Origin of the sequence: Stenotrophomonas sp. Y-13 (assembly GCF_046267925.1) — a bacterium.
Lineage (GTDB): Bacteria > Pseudomonadota > Gammaproteobacteria > Xanthomonadales > Xanthomonadaceae > Stenotrophomonas > Stenotrophomonas acidaminiphila_A.
In genome coordinates this window covers 97,565-115,568 of record NZ_CP176501.1, presented here as the reverse complement: position 1 = coordinate 115,568, position 18,004 = coordinate 97,565, and the positions used below count along the sequence as shown (strand labels likewise).

Here is an 18,004-nt window from a genome sequence, read left to right as displayed (position 1 = left end):
CGGGCACGCAGCGTGCCCAGGCGCGGGGGCTGCACCGGTACGGGCGACGGAACCGGATCATCGGCTCACGGCCACCAGAATGCGGCCAGACGGGCGATGCCCGGCTCGATGGCCGCGGCCATCGGCAGCGACAGCACCGCCACCGACGCGGTGGGCATGCCGCGGTAGTCGCCGGACTGGCCGCTGTGCATCAGCGCCACCAGCCGCTCCAGGCCGGGGTTGTGGCCGACCAGCAGCAGGCGTTCGACCTCGCGGTGCTCGTCCACCAGCCCGGCCAGGGTGCCGGGGGTGGCGTCGTAGATCCGCTCCTCCAGGCGCTGCTCGACATAACCGGTCAGCGACAGCACCGCCTCCAGCGTCTCGCGCGCGCGCCGTGCCGGCGAGCACAGCACCCGGTCCGGCACCAGCCGCTGCTCCAGCAGCCAGCGACCGGCCGCCTCGGCCTCGGCCAGGCCATGCGGGGAAAGCGGGCGGTCGATATCGGCCAGGCCGTTGTCGGCCGGCTCGGCATGGGCATGTCGCAGCAGGATCAGTTCACGCATGAGGGTTCATTAGCTCCGGGTCAGACCTTGTTCAACCATTGCAGAAGCGGCTCCCAGTCCTGCTGGTGCTCGCGGACCTGGGCGGAGTGATAGTCGAACAGGCTGCGGCCCAGGCCGACCATGACCACGTAGCTCTGGCTGTCACGCAGCTGCGCGACCACCTCGTAGGGCCATTGCGCCAGCATCTGCCGCGCCTGCTGCGAGGTCTGCGTCCACGGCTTGGTGCGGTTGAGCACCAAGCCCACCGGCAGCGCGCGCGAGTGCACGCGCTTGACCCTGGCCAGACTGTTCAGGAACCCGACGATGGCCTCGATGTCCAGCGCCGACGGCAACACCGGCACCACCACCGCGTCGGCCACGTCCAGGAAATGTTCGAGATCGTCCGCGAGCGCGCCGGCCGGGGCATCGATGATCACCTCTTCGGCGCCATCGGGAATGTGTTTCTGCCAGCTCTTCCTGCGCTGGACGTCCACCGGCAGCACGGCACTGTCCAGGCCGGCGCGGCGCTCCGCCCAGCGCGTGCTGGAGCCCTGCGGGTCGGCATCGGCGATCACCGTCGCCCTGCCCTGCAGCGCCGCATGCGCGGCCAGGTGCGTGGCGATGGTGCTCTTGCCCACCCCGCCCTTGGAACCGGCCACCAGGATCGTCTTCATGCACGCCTCGTTTTGCGCGGGACTGCCCGCAGCGTACACCGGCGCGCGACGGCCGCGGTAGTCGGCGCGTGAGGACACCCCTGCCGGGACGGGAGGCTTTGCTATCGTGGCGGCCCACACCGGAGCCACCATGAGCGAACTGCAGGACCTGACCGCGCTGATCCGCGCCAATACCCCGCTGATCGTCATCGAGACCGCGGACGAGGCCCGCGTGGTGGACCTGTTCCGGCAGGCGCTGATGCACGTGTGGCGGGCGCTGTACCGCTGGTCGATCACCGAAGGCCTGCGCCGCATCGACATGGACCGCGAGGACGACGCCATCGGGCCGCCCGACGCCAGCTCGGCGCTGCGGATGATCCAGGAGGCGGAGCAGCGCGGCATCTACCTGCTGCTCGATTTCCACCCGTACCTGGGCTACGCCAGCCACCAGCGCCTGCTGCGCGACATCGTGCAGCGCCGGCACAGCCAGCCGCACGTACTGGTGCTGGTCGGCACCAAGGTCGAACTGCCGGCCGAGCTGGAAGCGCTGGCCACCCGCTTCAATCCGCGCCTGCCCGACGCCAACGCGCTGCTGAAGATGCTGCGCGAGGAAGCGGCCGCCTACGCCGGCGACAACGGCGGCCGCCGCGTGGAAGTGGACCAGGACGCGGTGCGGCAGATCCTGCGCAACCTGCAGGGGCTGAGCCTGCCCGACGCGCGCCGCATCGCCCGCCAGCTGATCTACGCCGACGGCGCACTGCGCGCCGACGACCTGCCGCAACTGGCCAGGCTGAAGTTCGAACTGCTCAACCGCAGCGGCCACCTGCACTACGAATACGACAGCGCGCGCTTCGGCGACGTGGCCGGCGCCACCCGGCTCAAGCGCTGGATCGAACAGCGCAGGGCGGTGTTCGTGGCCGGCGACGCGCCGCCCGGGCTGGACCCGCCGCGCGGCATGCTGCTGCTGGGCGTGCAGGGCTGCGGCAAGTCGATGCTGGCCAAGGCCACCGCCGCCGGCTTCGGCGTGCCGCTGCTGCGGCTGGATTTCGCCACGCTGTACAACAAGTACCACGGCGAGACCGAGAAGAACCTGCGCGATGCGCTGGCCTCGGCCGAGCAGCTGGCGCCGTGCGTGCTGTGGATCGACGAAGTCGAGAAGGGCCTGGCCAGCAGCGGCGAGGACGGCGGCGTCTCGCGCCGGGTGCTCGGCTACCTGCTGACCTGGATGGCCGAGCGCAAGGCGCCGGTGTTCATCGTCGCCACCGCCAACCAGGTGCACGAGCTGCCGGCCGAACTGCTGCGCAAGGGCCGCTTCGACGAGATCTTCTTCGTCGACCTGCCCACGCCCGACACCCGGGTGGAGCTGCTGCGCCTGCACCTGGGCAAGCGCGGACTCGACGTCGGGAGCTTCGCCCTGCCCGCGCTGGCCGCCGCCGCCGAGGGCTTTTCCGGCGCCGAGATCGAACAGGCGGTGGTCGCCGGCCTGTATGCGGCGCATGCCGAACGCAGGCCGCTGGACACCGACCTGTTGATGGCCGAGATTCGCAGCACGCGGCCGCTGTCGGTACTGATGGCCGAGCAGGTGCAGGCGCTGCGCGACTGGGCACGCGGGCGCACGGTGCCAGCGGAGTGAAGGCGGCTGTGCTCAGCGCGGCGGCGACCAGGGCACCGATTGGGCCTGGTCCAGATACCTCACGCGCGTGGCGCGACCATGCTGCAGCAGCAACGCCTCGCGCGCCGACGGCAGCAGCACGCCGGTGGCGTGGGTGGTATTGGCGCGGTAGAGCCAGGCCACGCCACCGCGCACATCCAGCAGCTCGATCTTGCCCTCCATACGCGCGTTGCCACCGGCGACGCCGGCCAGTACCAGCCAGTCCTCGCCACGGGTGAAGCCGGCCTGGTGCACGCCGACCAGCGAACTGGAATAGACATGTTCGCGCTGCCAGCCGGCCAGGTTCCAGCGCACGGTCTCGTGCTGCAGGCCGCGGTACAGCGGCGGCACATCGTGCTGCAGCACCTTCGCCCGCGCGGGTGAGCGCTGCACCGTCACCAGCCGGGTGCCCTTGTCGAGCAGCATCACCGCCAGCATGTCGTTGCGTGGCCCCCGGCCGGAAGGGGCGTGGCGATCCATGATCTCCAGCCGCGGGATGGCCGCGTCGCGCAGCAGGCGCAACCGCAGTACCACGCCCTTGTCGGTGCCGGCGACGATCAGGCCCGAGGCCTCGTCCCAGTCCAGGCAGGTCACGCCGCCGTCGCCCGGCAGCCGCAACGGCGCACCGGCCAGCGCCCGCCGGGCATGGTCATAGAGGTACAGCTCGTCGCCGCTGGCCAGCAGGTACAGGCCACGCAGCGGCGTGGCCGAGGCCGCGCCCGGCTTCCAGTGCCCTTCGCGGAAGGCATGCAGCAGTTCGCCGCTGCGGGCGTCCCAGACCTTCGGTCCGTTCTCGTGCTGGACAATGTCGCCGGCTTCGACGTTGCCGCTGCTGGAGCGGCTGATCACGATCCCGTCGGCAGGACCGAAAGTGATGTCCTGGGTACGCAGTTCATGGGCCTGCAGCGCGATGCGCGCATCCTTCCTGCACGCGTCCCACAGTTCCAGCCGCCCCGACGCGCGGCCGACCGCCAACAGCCCCATCTGCGGCGAATACGCCGCCGACCATGCGTCATCGTCCAGCCCGCGGTTGGCGTCCACGAACGACTGGGTGAATTCCGGCCGGATGTCCGCCGCGTAGGCCGCCAGCAGGACCGGCAGGAACCACAACGCCATCGTGTATCTCATCGCCCCACTCCCTGGTCGATCCAACCACCCTCGCTCCGGCCCCTGGGCCTCCTGCAATGGCAGGGACGCCGGGCCATTCGAGGGACGGGGAACGGGGCGACATCGCGCCGGCGCCGCGTACCCTCCCGGCCTGGCTCAGGGCCAGGCCGGCGGATTGGCGGCCCAGGCCTGCTGCACCTCGGCCAGGCGCGCCCGTTCCTCGTCCTTCCATGCCGGCAGCAGCTGCGCCAAGCGCGACGGGTCGTTCCACAGCTGCGGCTCGGTACGTACCGCCGCTGCATACCACTGCACGGCTTCGTCGCGGCGTCCCAGCGTCCACAGCGCCAGCGCCAGCGTCGGCGGCACCCAGGCACCGTTGCCGCGCGCGGCCTGGGCGGCGGCGCTCCACTGCTGCAGCGCCCCTTCGGCGTTGCCGTGGCGATACAGGCTCCAGCCCTGGTTCCAGCGGATCCCCCGGGCCTGCGAGGAGTTCTCCGAGACGGCGGCCAGGGCTTCCTGGTAGAGCTTGTCGCCCAGTTCCACGCGGCTCTCGGCGTAGGCGATGGTGGCCAGCTGCACCGTGGCTTCCACGCCCTTGCGGCCGCGCTCGCGCAGCTTCATCAGCTGCTCCACCAGGTCCGGCTGCTCCGGCGGCAGCGCCTGCACCGGCCGCGCGGCGACGTCGTCATCGAAATAGAACTCGGCGATTTTCGGCAACCCCTGTGCCCACGCCGTCGAACAGAACAGGCCGGCCAGCAGCATCAGGCCACCGGCCACGCCCCTTATCACCTGCATGTTTCAATCCCCATCATTCATGTTCCAGCAAGGTCCGATCCTAACCGCTCGGCGGGCGCTCCGCGACCCCGGCCCCCGCCCCGGTGCGGCCGTGGACGCGCCGCAGGGGTACGGCCCGGGTGCCCGGCAGGGCGCCAAAACCCGCGCTGTTACAATCGCCGGCCGCGTGCGCGCCGCCCTGGCGCGGCAGCCGACGCCAGCCGTTCCTGCAATGGGCCAGCCATGACCAGTACCGCCGAACTCACCTCCCCCGCCTCCGCCAACACGCCGCTGACCGGGGTGCGCGACCGCGATTACACGCTCGAGCACAAGTACACCCGCACCGACGGGCGCATCTACCTGAGCGGCGTGCAGGCGCTGGTGCGGCTGCCGCTGATGCAGCAGCAGCGCGACACCGCGGCGGGACTGAACACCGGCGGCTTCGTCAGCGGCTACCGCGGCTCGCCGCTGGGCGGCTTCGACCTGGAGCTGTGGCGCGCGCGCCGGCACTTGGACGCGGCGAAGGTGAAGTTCGTACCCGGGCTCAACGAGGACCTGGGCGCCACCATGGTCTGGGGTACCCAGCAGGCCAATCTGTTCCCCGGCGCCAACGTCGATGGCGTGTTCGGCATGTGGTACGGCAAGGGACCGGGCGTGGACCGCTGCGGCGACGTGTTCAAGCACGCCAACGCCGCCGGCACTTCCAGGCACGGCGGCGTGCTGGCGCTGGCCGCCGACGACCATGCCTGCCGCAGCTCGACCCTGCCGCACGGCAGCGAGGACGAATTCGTCAGCGCGATGATGCCGGTGCTCAACCCGGCCGGGGTGCAGGACATCCTCGACCTGGGCCTGGTCGGCTGGGCGATGAGCCGCTACACCGGGCGCTGGATCGGCTTCAAGACCATCGCCGAGACGGTGGAATCCTCGGCCTCGGTGGATGTAGACCCGTTCGCGCGCCGCATCGTGCTGCCGGAGGACTTCGAGATGCCGCCGGCCGGGCTCAACATCCGCTGGCCGGACCCGCCGCTGGAGCAGGAAATGCGTCTGCACCGCTACGCGGTGAAGGCCGCGCAGGCCTTCGCCCGCGCCAACGGCATCGACAGGGTGGTGATGGATTCGCCGCGCGCGCGGCTGGGCATCGTCACCACCGGCAAGAGCTACCTGGACGTGCTGCAGGCGCTGGAGTACCTGGGCCTGGACGAGAAGGCCTGCGCCGACATCGGCATCCGCGTCTACAAGGTCGGCATGACCTGGCCGCTGGAACCGCAGGGCATCGCCGCGTTCGCGCGCGGGCTCGAAGACATCGTCGTGGTGGAGGAGAAGAAGGCCTTCATCGAGCGGCAGATGAAGGAGTACTTCTACAACTGGCCCGCCGCCTGGGGTGCGCGCCCGTCCATCGTCGGCAAGTACGACGAACAGGGCGAGTGGATCCTGCCGTCCACCGGCGAACTCACCCCGGCGACCATCGCCGGCGTCATCGGCCGCCGCATCCAGCGTTTCTTCAACACCGAATCGATCGAACAGCGGCTGCGCTGGATGGACGAGAAGGAAGCGGAGATGGCGTTGCCGCGGGCGCAGTTCCCGCGCGTTCCGCACTACTGCTCCGGCTGTCCGCACAACACCTCCACCAACGTGCCGGAAGGCTCGCGTGCGATGGCCGGCATCGGCTGCCACTACATGGTGACGTGGATGGACCGCGACACCGACACCTTCACCCACATGGGCGGCGAAGGCGTCACCTGGGCCGGGCAGGCGGCGTTCACCGACACTCCGCACGTGTTCCAGAACCTGGGCGACGGCACCTATTTCCACAGCGGCTCGCTGGCGATCCGCCAGGCGATCGCCGCCGGCGTCAACATCACCTACAAGATCCTCTACAACGACGCGGTGGCGATGACCGGCGGGCAGCCGGTGGACGGCACCCTCAGCGTGCCGCAGATCGCCCAGCAGATGCGCGCCGAGGGCGTGCACACCATCGTGCTGCTGTCCGACGACATCGCCAAGTGGAAGCTGCGCCGCCACGAGTTCCCGCACGACGTCGAGTTCCATGACCGCGCCGAACTGGACGCGGTGCAGAAGCACCTGCGCACGGTGAAGGGCACCAGCATCCTGATCTACGAACAGACCTGCGCCACCGAGAAGCGCCGCCGCCGCAAGCGCGGCAAGCTGGTCGATCCGCCCAAGCGCACGATGATCAACTCGCTGGTCTGCGAGGGCTGCGGCGACTGCGGCGAAAAGAGCTTCTGCGTGTCGGTGCTGCCGAAGGAAACCGAGTTCGGGCGCAAGCGCGACATCGACCAGTCCAACTGCAACAAGGATTTCTCCTGCACCACCGGCTTCTGCCCGAGCTTCGTCACCATCCATGGCGGCCAGCTGCGCAAGGGCAGGAAGAGCGATGCGGCCAGCCTGCTCGACAACCTGCCCGAGCCGGTGTTCCGCAGCGACCTGTCGCAGCCGTGGAACATCCTGATCACCGGCGTCGGCGGCACCGGGGTGGTCACCATCGGCGCGCTGCTGGGCATGGCCGGGCACCTGGAGGGCAAGGGCGCGACCGTGCTCGACCAGACCGGCCTGGCGCAGAAGGGCGGCGCGGTCACCACCCACATCCGCATCGCGCGCGCGCCGGCGGACATTCACGCCGTGCGCATCGCCGCCGGCGAGGCCGACCTGGTGCTGGGCTGCGACATGGTGGTGGTCAACGACTACTGGGCGCTGTCCAAGGTGCGCGGCGAACGCTCGCAGGTGGTGCTCAACACCTACGAAGCGATGCCCGGCACCTTCACCACCCACCCGGACATGCAGTTCCCGGCCGCCGACATCATCGCCGGGGTGAAGGTGGCGCTGGGCGGGCGCGACCCGATCCTGCTCGACGCCACCCAGCTGGCCACCGCGCTGCTGGGCGACGCCATCGCCTCGAACCTGTTCATCCTCGGCTTCGCCTGGCAGCAGGGGCTGGTGCCGCTGTCGCTGGAAGCGCTGATGCGGGCCATCGAACTCAACGGCGCCGCCATCGAGATGAACCAGCGCGCCTTCGCCTGGGGCCGCCTGGCCGCGATCGATCCGCAAGCGGTGCAGCAGGCCGCCGGGCTGGTACGCAACGCGCCGACCGAAGCCGAGCGCACCCCGGGCACGCTGCGCGAGCTGCCGCCCGGCGAGTGGGAAGGCAGCGAGGCCGGCGCGCCGTCGGCGCCGCGCAACCCGGGCAACGAGCCGGAAGTCCGCGGCCTGCCCGCCAGCGACCCGCACCCCGGCGACGCCCCGTTCGCGACCCTGGACGACACCCGCCTGTCGCGCTCGCTGGACGAACTGATCGCGCGCCGCAGCGGGTTCCTCGTCGATTACCAGGATGCGGCCTATGCCAACCGCTACCGCCAGCTGGTGGACGCGGTGCGCCAGGCCGAGCAGCGCGTGGCGCCGCGCAGCACCGCGCTGACCGAGGCGGTGGCGCGCTACTTCTTCAAGCTGATGGCCTACAAGGACGAATACGAAGTGGCCCGCCTGTACACCCGCGGCGATTTCCTCAAGCGCGTGGCACAGCAGTTCGAGGGCGACTACCAGGTGCGTTTCCACCTGGCACCGCCGCTGCTGGCCAAGCGCGACGAACACGGCCGCCTGCAGAAGAAGGAATACGGGCCGTGGATGTTCAGGGCCTTCGGCCTGCTGGCCAAGCTGAAATTCCTGCGCGGCGGCCGCTTCGACGTCTTCGGCCATACCGCCGAGCGCCGCGGCGAACGCCAGCTGATCGCCGATTACGAGCAGACCCTGCACGAACTGCTGGGTTCGCTGGACGCGCGCCGGCTGGCGCTGGCGGTGGAGATCGCCAGCATTCCCGAGCACATCCGCGGCTACGGCCACGTCAAGGAAGCGCACCTGCACGAAGCCAAGGCACGCGAAGCGGCGCTGCTGGCGACGTGGCGCAACCCGAAGGCGCTGCATATCGTGCAGGCGGCTTGACCGTGCAAGGCAACCCAGGCCTTGCGGTTGCGTTATGCAATCTATGGGTTGCATAACGCAAATGAAACCTATCGCTTGCCTTCCGTAGAGGCAAGGCATATGTTGCCCCCACCGTTCGTCCTCGGGGGCGCCTGCCATGACCGACAAACGCCACGCCATCCGTGCCGCCCATCAGCTGGGCCCGTTGATGCGGGCATTCCGCAGGCAGGCCGGGCTCAGCCAGGCGCAGTTGGGCGAGCGCCTCGGTATTTCCCGGCAAGCCATCACCGCGCTGGAGCGCGAGCCCGAGGCGGCCACCTTCGAGCGGCTGATGCGGGTATGGGCCGAGCTCGGTGTGGAGGTCTCGCTGCAACCACGCGGGCAGGAAACGCCAGACACCGGCCTGGAGTGGTGAGCCATGGGCGAACTGCGGGTCTGGATGAACGGCCTGGAAGTCGCTTCGTGGCAGGAGGGCGCACGCACCGGGGCACGGCTCACCTATCTCCCCACGTGGCTGGAATCCGAACAGCCGCGCCCGTTGTCGCTGTCGTTGCCGCTGCTGCCGGCCGGTGAAAGCCACCATGGCCCGCGGGTCACGGACTACTTCGACAACCTGCTGCCCGACAACAGCGCCATCCGCAACCGCATCCGCGACCGCTTCGGCATCCGCTCATCCGGCACGTTCGACCTGCTGCAGGAAATCGGCCGCGACTGCGTGGGCGCCGTGCAGCTGCTTCCTCCCGGCGTGGTGCCGGAAGACATCCACCGTATCGATTGCACGCCGTTGAGCGATGCCCAGGTGGCGGACCGTCTGCAGGCGGTCACCAGCGGCGCGCTGCCGGGCCGGCACGTGGATGACGAGTTCCGCATCTCCATTGCCGGCGCGCAGGAAAAGACCGCGTTCCTGCGCCATCACGACCGCTGGTGCGTTCCCACCGGCAGCACGCCCAGCACGCACATCTTCAAGTTACCGATGGGGCTGGTCGGCAACATGCGGGCCGACATGCACGCATCGGTGGAGAACGAGTGGCTGTGCATGCAGCTGCTGGCGGCGTTCGGCATGCCTGTCGCAACCACCTCGATCGGCCGGTTCGGCGACCAGCGCGCCTTGATCGTGGAGCGCTTCGACCGCAGGCTTGCCCGCAACGGCCGCGGGTGGCTGCGGTTGCCGCAGGAGGACATGTGCCAGGCCTTCGGCCTGCCCTCCTCGCGCAAGTACGAAAGCGACGGCGGCCCGGGCATCGTGCAGATCATGGAACTGCTGCGCCAATCGGAACGGCCGCAGGACCGTGCCACCTTCTTCAAGACCCAGCTGCTGTTCTGGATGCTGGCCGCCACCGACGGGCACGCCAAGAATTTCAGTCTCCACATCGAGCCGGCGGGACGCTTCCGGCTGACGCCGATCTACGACGTCATCTCGACGTATCCGATCTTCGGCAACGGGCCGAACCATCTTTCCCCGCACAAGGCGGCGCTGGCAATGGCGGTGAGTGGCCGGAACCGGCATCGCCAGCTCCTGCACATCCGTCGCAGGCACTGGAACCAGACCGCACGTGTCTGTGGTGTCGCCAACGGCGCCGAACCGTGGATCGGTGACCTGCTGGAGCGCGTCGAGCCGGCCATCCAGACGGTTGAGGCAACGCTGCCGGCCGACTTCCCGGATCGGGTCGCCACCCCGGTCTTCGAGGGCCTGCGCCACGCCGCCGCGCGCCTGGCGCAGATGGCGCCGGACGATTGACCGCGGCCCGCAGCGCTTCGGCGCGCGCGCCGCGCAACCGGGCCAACGCCATCAACGCCGCGGCGCAAGAATCTTCGTCAGCAGGTCGGTGCGGCCGGCGATGCGGCGCAGGTGCGGGTAGCGCAGGCCGTCGCGGTAGTCGATGCGCACCGTGCGGAAGCTGTCGGCCTGGCGCACGATCAGTTCGACCGGGGTGCCGCCCTTCGCATCACTCACCGCCTGCTTCAGGCGCGCGCCGGTGTAGGCCAGGCCGTTGACCGCCACCACGGTGGCGTCTTTCGCCAGCCCGGCCTTGAATGCCGGGCTGTCCCAGCCCACCCATTGCAGCACGCCGTCGCTGCCGGCCTTCAGCCCCAGCGAGTACTGCAGGTCAACCAGGCCACCGGCCTCGCCGTCGGCGATCACCGGGTTCGCGGTCTCGCTGTAGTACAGCTCCCAGCCCGCGGCTTCCAGGCCGTCCGGCGCGCTGCCGTCACGCGCCTCCAGGCGCTGGCCGATGAAGGCGTCCCACGCGCCGGGCTGCAGCGCTTCCAGCGCCTGCATCACGTCGCTGCGGTCGTACAGGCGGATCTCGCCCTGCGCACCGCCCTGGTGGAAGCGGCGGGCGAAGTCGTCCAGCGCCACCCTGCCCTTGGACAGGGTGCGCAGACGCGCGTCCACGCCCAGCCACAGCAGCGTGCTCTCGTTGTAGAACTCGAAGGCGCGCTGCCAGTCGGCCCATGCCTGCGGCTTGGAATTGAAATCGAGGATGCCCTGGTGGACGGTGTCGTGCAGGTCGCGCCACTGCCGCCCGGGCTGGGTGGCGTAGTTGGCCTGCAACTGCGCCAGCATCGCCATGGCGTAGTCCGGCGCCCACAGGCCCGAACGCGCGGCCAGCACCACCGCCCAGTACTGGGTCTGGCCTTCGTACATCCACAGCTCGTCGTTGTGCATGGGCGCGTTGTAGTGCGGCACCCAGGTCGGGCGCGGCCGCCACGCCTTGCCGATCCACGCATGCGCGTATTCGTGCGGCAGCAGGTCGTTGTCGGTGTAGGGACGCTCGCCGCGCAGGTAGCCGTCGTGCATGCCGTTCTCGCTGGACTGCGCATGCTCCAGGCCGATGCCGCTGAACACGTCCGACACCGCCAGCAGGAAGTCGTAGCGCGTGTACGGGCGCGCGCCGAACACCTTGTCCGCTTCGTGCACCAGCGCGCGGTGCGCATCGAGCACCTTCGGCTCGGCCTGCAGGCCCTGCGGGTTCTCGGCGACCACGTCCAGCCACACCGGCCGGGCGGCCTTGTCGTCCAGCGCGAAGCGCCTGAACCAGCGCCCGGCGAATACCGGCGAATCGATCAGAGTCATCAGCGACACCGGCGCGTAATGCTCGACCGCGCCGTCGCGCCGGGCCACGTCCAGCGCGGTGCCGCTAAGCCAGCCCTCGGGCAGGCGCAGGGCCGGCTTGACCTGGATGCCGCGCGCATCGAAACCGGCCGGGTACAGCACCACGCGGTGCCACTGCAGGTCGAGCAGGTTGGGCGTCATCGCCACCCGGCCCTGGTCGGCGGCGGTGGGCGACAGGTACTGGAACTGGACGTCGAGCGCGTCCACGCCTTCCGGCACCTGCAGCCGGAAGGCGTACATGTCGCCGGAGTCGCGGGTCCACGGCAGCGGCTGGCCATTGCCGCGGATCACCAGCCCGGCCATCTGGTTGATCGGCCCGGTCGGCGCATGGTTGCCGGGTATCCACTGCGGGTACCACAGGGTCAACGGACCGGGCGACACCGGAATGCGCTGGCGCACGCGCTGGATGCGCCGCTCCAGGTCGCTGGCATCCACCTCCAGTTCGATCACGCCCGGGTAGCTTGCCTGCACCTGCATCGCCGCCTGCCGCGCCTGGCCGCCCTGCGCGTGCGCGCACGCCAGCGGCGCCAGCCCCAGCACCATCGCCAACCACCACTTGTGCGCGTACATCCGTTCCCCTGCCCCGTGTTGAAGTTTCCGCATCCTAGCCGTTCCGCAGCGGTGCCTGCTGCCACACCAGGGTGCGGTTGTTGGCCGGCATCGCCGCGTCCTCGAGCAGCTGCAGCCCGTGCGCGCGCGCCAGCGCGTCGACCGCCTCGAAATCGCGGATACCCGAATGCGGGTCGCGCGCCTTCAGCCAGCCGTCGAAGACGCGGTTGCTGTCGCTGCTGAAGCCGCCACCGTAGTTGAACGGCCCATAGGCGATGAACCGCGCGCCGGGCGCCATCAGCGCGGGCAACCCGGCGAACAGTGCCTGCACCTGCTCCCAGCCCATGATGTGCAGCGTGTTGGCGGTGAACACCGCATCGAAACCGGCCACGCCGGCGGCCACCGGCAGCGCCGGTGCCGGCTGCAGCCCGGCGCCGGCCACCGCCTGCAGTTCCAGCGCGGCCGGGGTATTGGCCAGCGCGGCCTCGTCCAGCCACAGGCCGATGCCGGGCAGGTGGTCGCGGTGGTCGCTGGCCTGCCAGCGCAGCCACGGCATGGCCGCGGCGAAATACACCGCGTGCTGGCCGCTGCCGCTGCCGATCTCCAGCACGTTGCGGGCCTCGCCCAGGTGGCGGCGCAGCACCGCGAGGATCGGCTCGCGGTTGCGGTCGCAGGACGCGGCATGGGGTTTGGCGGTCATCGCGGCGGGGGCTGGCAAGGGACCCGGGCGATTGTGCCGGAGCGCGCATCGACGCCGCGCATGACCATGGTCACTTGTGCGCGCACCGTGTCGCGGCCGAGATTCGGTGGTTACGCGCGGTGCGCCCGCATCGCATCACCCAGGGAGTCCCGCATGCAACGCCGCCAGTTCCTCGCGCTTTCCGGCCTCGGCCTCGCCGGCATGATGCTGCCCAACGCGCGCCTGATCGCCGCCGAGGAACTGCTCGCGCCGGCCGACGTGGCGCGCAAGAAGGCACTGGCCGACAGCGTGCTGGCACTGGCGCGCAGGGGCGGCGCCAGCTATTGCGACGTGCGCATCGGCCGCTACCTCAACCAGGCCATCATCACCCGCGAGGACAAGGTCCAGAACGTCACCAACAGCGAGTCGGCGGGCGTCGGCATCCGGGTGATCGTCGACGGCGCCTGGGGCTTCGCCGCCAGCAACCAGTCCAGCGAACAGGGCGTGGCCGCGGCGGTGGCGCAGGCACTGGCGATCGCCCGCGCCAACGCGAAGATCCAGACCCGGCCGGTGCAGCTGGCGCCCACCCCCGGGGTGGGCGAGGTGCGCTGGCAGACGCCGATCCGCCGCAACGCGATGGCGGTGCCGGTCAAGGACAAGGTGGAGCTGCTGCTGGCGGTGAACGCCGCCGCGCTCAACGCCGGCGCCAGTTTCATCAACTCGCAGCTGTTCCTGGTCAACGAGCAGAAGTACTTCGCTTCCAGCGACGGCTCGTGGATCGACCAGGACGTGCACCGCATCTGGCTGCCGTTCACCGCCACCGCGATCGACAAGGCCAGCGGCAAGTTCCGCACCCGCAACGGGCTGTCGGCGCCGGCCGGGATGGGCTGGGAATTCCTCGACGGCGACGCCGCCGGCAAATACCACCTGCCGGGCGGCGTGATCGGCTATGGCCACTCCTACGACCCGGTGGAGGACGCCATCGCCGCGGCCAGGCAGGCGCGCCAGAAGCTGACCGCGCCGTCGGTGAAGCCGGGCAAGTACGACCTGGTGCTGGACCCGTCCAACCTGTTCCTGACCATCCACGAGAACGTCGGCCACCCGCTGGAGCTGGACCGCGTGCTCGGCTATGAAGCCAACTACGCCGGCACCAGCTTCGCCACCCTGGACAAGCGCGAGGCCGGCTTCCGCTGGGGCAGCGACATCGTCAACTTCACCGCCGACAAGACCGAGCCCTACAGCCTGGGCGCGGTGGGCTACGACGACGAGGGCGTGAAGTGCCGGCGCTGGGACCTGGTGAAGGACGGCATCCTGGTCAACTACCAGGCCACCCGCGACGAGGTGCATATCCTTGGCGAGAACGCCTCGCACGGCTGCAGCTATGCCGATTCGTGGAAGAGCGTGCAGTTCCAGCGCATGGCCAATGTCTCGCTGGCGCCGGGCAAGGTGCCGCTGACCCCGGCGCAGATGGTCAAGGACGTGGAGAACGGCATCTACATCCACGGCCGTGGCTCCTATTCCATCGACCAGCAGCGCTACAACGCGCAGTTCGGTGGCCAGCTCTGCTACCAGATCCGCAACGGCGAGATCACCGGCATGGTCGAGGATGCGGCCTACCAGATCCGCACGCCGGAGTTCTGGAACGCCTGCTCGGCGATCTGCGATGCGCGCGATTTCCGCCTCGGCGGCTCGTTCTTCGACGGCAAGGGCCAGCCGGGCCAGGTCTCGGCGGTATCGCACGGTTCGGCGACGACCCGCTTCGACGGCATCAACATCATCAATACCGCGCGCAGCCTGGGCTGAGCCCCGGCGCGCCAGGCCTGCGGGGCCAGGGGCGGCGGCCACAGCGGTGAAGGCGGTACCGGTTCCTATGTCTAAAGTCACTACCGCGGCCAGCCGCGTCCCGCAAGAATCAAACGGTTCGCAGAGCACCGCGGAGCCACTGTCGTTCGTTGCCGTACCGCAACCGGAGAACTGCCTTGCAAAGACGTGACTTCCTCGCCCTGACCGGGCTTACCGCCGGCGGCCTGCTGGTGCCGTCGTTCTTCGGCAAGGCGATCGCCGCCGAACAACTGCTCACCGCGATCGACCCGGCGTTGAAGAAGCGCCTGGCCGACGATGCCATGAACGCGGCGCGCGCCGCCGGCGCCAGCTACTGCGACGTGCGCATCGGCCGCTACCTGCGCCAGTTCGTGATCACCCGCGAGGACAAGGTGCAGAACGTGGTCAACACCGAGTCCACCGGCGCCGGCATCCGCGTGATCGCCAACGGCGCCTGGGGTTTCGCCGCGACCAACGACCTGAGCCCGGCCGGCGTGGTCAAGGCCGCGCAGCAGGCCGCCGCCATCGCCAAGGCCAACGCCCGGGTGCAGACCGCGCCGGTGCAGTTCGCCAAGGCGCCGGGCTTCGGCGAGGTGAGCTGGCGCACGCCGATCCGCAAGAACGCGATGGAGGTGCCGATCAAGGACAAGGCCGACCTGCTGCTGGGGGTCAACGCCGCCGCGCTTGCCGCCGGCGCCAGCTTCGTCAACTCGATGCTGTTCCTGGTCAACGAACAGAAGTACTTCGCGTCCACCGACGGCTCCTACATCGACCAGGACGTGCACCGCATCTGGGCGCCGATGTCGGTGACCGCCATCGACAAGTCCACCGGCAAGTTCCGCACCCGCGACGGCCTGTCCTCGCCGATGGGCATGGGCTTCGAGTACCTGGACGGCGACGCCGGCCAGAAGTTCGTGTCGCCCAACGGCGTGGTCAACTACGGGCTGTCCTACGACATGCGCGAAGACGCGATCGCGGCCGCCCGCCAGGCGCAGGAGAAGCTCAAGGCGCCGTCGGTCAAGCCGGGCAAGTACGACCTGGTGCTGGACCCGTCGCACACCTGGCTGACCATCCACGAGTCGGTCGGCCACCCGCTGGAACTGGACCGCGTGCTCGGCTACGAGGCCAACTACGCCGGCACCAGCTTCGCCACCCTGGACAAGCGCGAACAGCATTTCCAGTACGGCAGCGACAAGGTCGACATCTTCGCCGACAAGACCCAGCCCGGCAGCCTCGGCGCGGTCGGTTACGACGACGAAGGGGTGAAGTGCAAGAAGTGGGACCTGATCCGCGAGGGCAAGCTGGTCGACTACCAGACCATCCGCGACCAGGCGCACATCCTCGGCAAGACCGAGTCCGACGGCTGCTGCTACGCCGATTCGTGGTCGAGCGTGCAGTTCCAGCGCATGGCCAACGTGTCGCTGGCGCCGGGCAAGACGCCGCTGAGCGTGGCCGACCTGATCAAGGACGTGGAGAACGGCATCTACATCATCGGCGACGGCTCGTTCTCGATCGACCAGCAGCGCTACAACGCGCAGTTCGGTGGCCAGCTGTTCTACGAGATCAAGAACGGCCAGATCACCCGCATGTTGGAGGACGTGGCCTACCAGATCCGCACGCCGGAGTTCTGGAACGCCTGCAGCGCGGTGGCCGACGAGCGCGACTACCGCCTGGGCGGTTCGTTCTTCGACGGCAAGGGCCAGCCGGGGCAGGTCTCGGCGGTGTCGCACGGCTCGTCCACCGCCCGTTTCGACGGCATCAACGTCATCAATACCGCGCGCAGCCTCGGCTGACGTCCAAGGAGTTCCTGAGCAATGAGCATCTTCACCGAACAGCAGGCCAAGGCCATCCTGGACAAGGTCATCGCGCTGTCCAAGGCCGACGAATGCACCGCGACCCTGGCCGGCTCCATCGACGGCAACATCCGCTTCGCGCTGAACAATGTCTCCACCAGCGGCATGGTCACCAACGCCGAGCTGGCCGTGCAGGTGGCCTTCGGCAAGCGCGTTGGCACCGCTTCGATCAATGAGTTCGACGACGCCTCGCTGGAGCGCGTGGTGCGCCGCGCCGAGGACCTGGCGCGGCTGGCGCCGGAGAACCCGGAGTTCATGCCCATCATCGACAGGCAGGACTACAGGCCGAGCCCGACCTTCAGCGAGTCCACCGCCGCCATCGACCCGGAGTTCCGCGCCAAGGTCGCCGCCGATTCCATCGCGCCGTGCCGCGGCCACGGCCTGGTCGCCGCCGGCTTCCTCGAGGACAGCCGCGGCTTCGTCGCCATCGCCAACAGCAAGGGCAACTTCGGCTACCAGCGCACCACCTCGTTCGACTACACCTGCACGGTGCGCACCGAGGACGGCCGCGGCTCGGGCTGGGTCGGGCGCAACCTGAAGGACGCGGCCGACTTCCACGCCGACCAGGAGATCGAGATCGCCAAGCGCAAGGCGATCGAATCGGCTGAAGCCAAGGCGCTGGAACCGGGCAAGTACACGGTGATCCTGGAGCCGGCCGCGGCCGCCGGCCTGATCAGCTTCATGATGAACTTCTTCGACGCGCGTTCGGCCGACGAGGGCCGCAGCTTCCTGTCCAAGAAGGGCGGCGGCAACAAGCTCGGCGAGCAGGTCTACGACCCGCAGGTGAACATGTTCGCCGACCCGTGGCACCCGGACGCGCCGGTGCTGCCGTGGGACGGCGAAGGCATGCCGCGCGAGCGCATGGCGATCATCGAGAACGGCAAGGTCGCCAACCTGAACTACTCGCGCTACTGGGCGCAGAAGCAGGGCAAGACCGCCAATGCGCGGCCGGGCAACCTGCTGATGAGCGGCGGCAGCAAGTCGATCGCCGAGCTGGTCAAGGGCACGCAGAAGGGCATCCTGCTCACCCGCACCTGGTACATCCGCCTGGTCGACCCGCAGACCGTGCTGCTGACCGGCCTGACCCGCGACGGCACGTTCTACATCGAGAACGGCCAGATCAAGCACCCGGTGAAGAATTTCCGCTTCAACGAATCGCCGGTGATCATGCTCAACAACATCGACGAGCTGGGCAAGCCGGTGCGCGTGGCCGGCGACGAGTCCAGTTTCGTGATGATGATCCCGCCGATGCGGCTGCGCGATTTCACCTTCACCTCGCTGTCCGACGCGGTCTAGGCAGGCCCGCTTCGCGGGCCTTGCCCGCCCCCGGTCGCGCTGGCGCGAA

At 69.4% G+C, this 18,004-nt stretch carries 13 protein-coding genes; 7 read left to right on the top strand and 6 right to left on the bottom strand.

The features are described from left to right. Window positions 1–65 precede the first annotated feature (65 nt). Window positions 66–542: a SixA phosphatase family protein gene (locus ACJ7VY_RS00460; RefSeq protein WP_104937677.1), complete on the bottom strand. Its 477-nt coding sequence runs from the start codon at window positions 540–542 to the stop codon at window positions 66–68. Window positions 543–562: 20 nt separating this feature from the next. Continuing rightward, entirely contained in the window at window positions 563–1,195 is a 633-nt protein-coding gene (locus ACJ7VY_RS00455; RefSeq protein WP_409476127.1) for an AAA family ATPase, read from the bottom strand. A gap of 130 nt (window positions 1,196–1,325) precedes the next feature. On the opposite strand from ACJ7VY_RS00455, the gene ACJ7VY_RS00450 reads away from it, so the two are divergent. Then, a complete protein-coding gene (locus tag ACJ7VY_RS00450; RefSeq protein WP_409476126.1) occupies window positions 1,326–2,807 on the top strand; it encodes an AAA family ATPase in 1,482 nt (493 codons plus the stop codon). A gap of 12 nt (window positions 2,808–2,819) precedes the next feature. Here ACJ7VY_RS00450 and ACJ7VY_RS00445 read toward each other — a convergent pair whose 3' ends face one another. After that, the gene (locus ACJ7VY_RS00445) at window positions 2,820–3,953 is read right to left on the bottom strand and encodes a hypothetical protein (protein WP_409476125.1); all 1,134 of its coding nucleotides are present in this window, start codon (window positions 3,951–3,953) and stop codon (window positions 2,820–2,822) included. Between the two features lie 135 nt (window positions 3,954–4,088). Beyond that, window positions 4,089–4,727 (bottom strand): hypothetical protein, encoded by a 639-nt coding sequence (locus ACJ7VY_RS00440; RefSeq protein WP_104937673.1) that lies wholly within the window; start codon window positions 4,725–4,727, stop codon window positions 4,089–4,091. A gap of 222 nt (window positions 4,728–4,949) precedes the next feature. Between ACJ7VY_RS00440 and ACJ7VY_RS00435 the strand changes: the two genes are divergently transcribed. From ACJ7VY_RS00435 to ACJ7VY_RS00425, 3 genes are all read left to right on the top strand, one after another. Next, window positions 4,950–8,660, top strand: coding sequence for an indolepyruvate ferredoxin oxidoreductase family protein (locus tag ACJ7VY_RS00435; protein ID WP_409476124.1), 3,711 nt, complete (start codon window positions 4,950–4,952; stop codon window positions 8,658–8,660). Window positions 8,661–8,796: 136 nt separating this feature from the next. Next, entirely contained in the window at window positions 8,797–9,054 is a 258-nt protein-coding gene (locus tag ACJ7VY_RS00430) for a helix-turn-helix domain-containing protein (RefSeq protein WP_104940062.1), read from the top strand. Between the two features lie 3 nt (window positions 9,055–9,057). Continuing rightward, a complete protein-coding gene (locus ACJ7VY_RS00425) occupies window positions 9,058–10,377 on the top strand; it encodes a type II toxin-antitoxin system HipA family toxin (RefSeq protein ID WP_409476123.1) in 1,320 nt (439 codons plus the stop codon). A 51-nt stretch (window positions 10,378–10,428) separates the two neighbouring features. Here ACJ7VY_RS00425 and ACJ7VY_RS00420 read toward each other — a convergent pair whose 3' ends face one another. After that, window positions 10,429–12,327 carry a peptidase M61 gene (locus tag ACJ7VY_RS00420; RefSeq protein ID WP_409476122.1) on the bottom strand — a complete coding sequence of 633 codons (1,899 nt, stop codon included), beginning with the start codon at window positions 12,325–12,327 and terminating at the stop codon, window positions 10,429–10,431. A 34-nt stretch (window positions 12,328–12,361) separates the two neighbouring features. Next, on the bottom strand, window positions 12,362–13,006 hold the full coding sequence (locus ACJ7VY_RS00415) for a DUF938 domain-containing protein (protein ID WP_409476121.1): 645 nt from the start codon (window positions 13,004–13,006) through the stop codon (window positions 12,362–12,364). 153 nt (window positions 13,007–13,159) lie between these two features. On the opposite strand from ACJ7VY_RS00415, the gene ACJ7VY_RS00410 reads away from it, so the two are divergent. From ACJ7VY_RS00410 to ACJ7VY_RS00400, 3 genes are all read left to right on the top strand, one after another. Continuing rightward, window positions 13,160–14,788, top strand: coding sequence for a TldD/PmbA family protein (locus ACJ7VY_RS00410; RefSeq protein ID WP_240213186.1), 1,629 nt, complete (start codon window positions 13,160–13,162; stop codon window positions 14,786–14,788). Window positions 14,789–14,964: 176 nt separating this feature from the next. Continuing rightward, window positions 14,965–16,599, top strand: a complete 1,635-nt coding sequence (locus ACJ7VY_RS00405) for a TldD/PmbA family protein (RefSeq protein WP_161614996.1) — start codon at window positions 14,965–14,967, stop codon at window positions 16,597–16,599. Between the two features lie 21 nt (window positions 16,600–16,620). Next, entirely contained in the window at window positions 16,621–17,955 is a 1,335-nt protein-coding gene (locus tag ACJ7VY_RS00400) for a TldD/PmbA family protein (RefSeq protein ID WP_312348673.1), read from the top strand. Window positions 17,956–18,004 lie beyond the last annotated feature (49 nt).

Bases quoted from the DNA above. Each gene is read 5' to 3' on its own strand.
- ACJ7VY_RS00425 (WP_409476123.1), top strand. From the start codon at position 9,058: ATGGGCGAACTGCGGGTCTGGATGAACGGCCTGGAAGTCGCTTCGTGG.
- ACJ7VY_RS00455 (WP_409476127.1), bottom strand. From the start codon at position 1,195: ATGAAGACGATCCTGGTGGCCGGTTCCAAGGGCGGGGTGGGCAAGAGC.
- ACJ7VY_RS00415 (WP_409476121.1), bottom strand. From the start codon at position 13,006: ATGACCGCCAAACCCCATGCCGCGTCCTGCGACCGCAACCGCGAGCCG.
- ACJ7VY_RS00410 (WP_240213186.1), top strand. From the start codon at position 13,160: ATGCAACGCCGCCAGTTCCTCGCGCTTTCCGGCCTCGGCCTCGCCGGC.
- ACJ7VY_RS00440 (WP_104937673.1), bottom strand. From the start codon at position 4,727: ATGCAGGTGATAAGGGGCGTGGCCGGTGGCCTGATGCTGCTGGCCGGC.
- ACJ7VY_RS00400 (WP_312348673.1), top strand. From the start codon at position 16,621: ATGAGCATCTTCACCGAACAGCAGGCCAAGGCCATCCTGGACAAGGTC.
- ACJ7VY_RS00430 (WP_104940062.1), top strand. From the start codon at position 8,797: ATGACCGACAAACGCCACGCCATCCGTGCCGCCCATCAGCTGGGCCCG.
- ACJ7VY_RS00435 (WP_409476124.1), top strand. From the start codon at position 4,950: ATGACCAGTACCGCCGAACTCACCTCCCCCGCCTCCGCCAACACGCCG.
- ACJ7VY_RS00420 (WP_409476122.1), bottom strand. From the start codon at position 12,327: ATGTACGCGCACAAGTGGTGGTTGGCGATGGTGCTGGGGCTGGCGCCG.
- ACJ7VY_RS00445 (WP_409476125.1), bottom strand. From the start codon at position 3,953: ATGAGATACACGATGGCGTTGTGGTTCCTGCCGGTCCTGCTGGCGGCC.
- ACJ7VY_RS00450 (WP_409476126.1), top strand. From the start codon at position 1,326: ATGAGCGAACTGCAGGACCTGACCGCGCTGATCCGCGCCAATACCCCG.
- ACJ7VY_RS00460 (WP_104937677.1), bottom strand. From the start codon at position 542: ATGCGTGAACTGATCCTGCTGCGACATGCCCATGCCGAGCCGGCCGAC.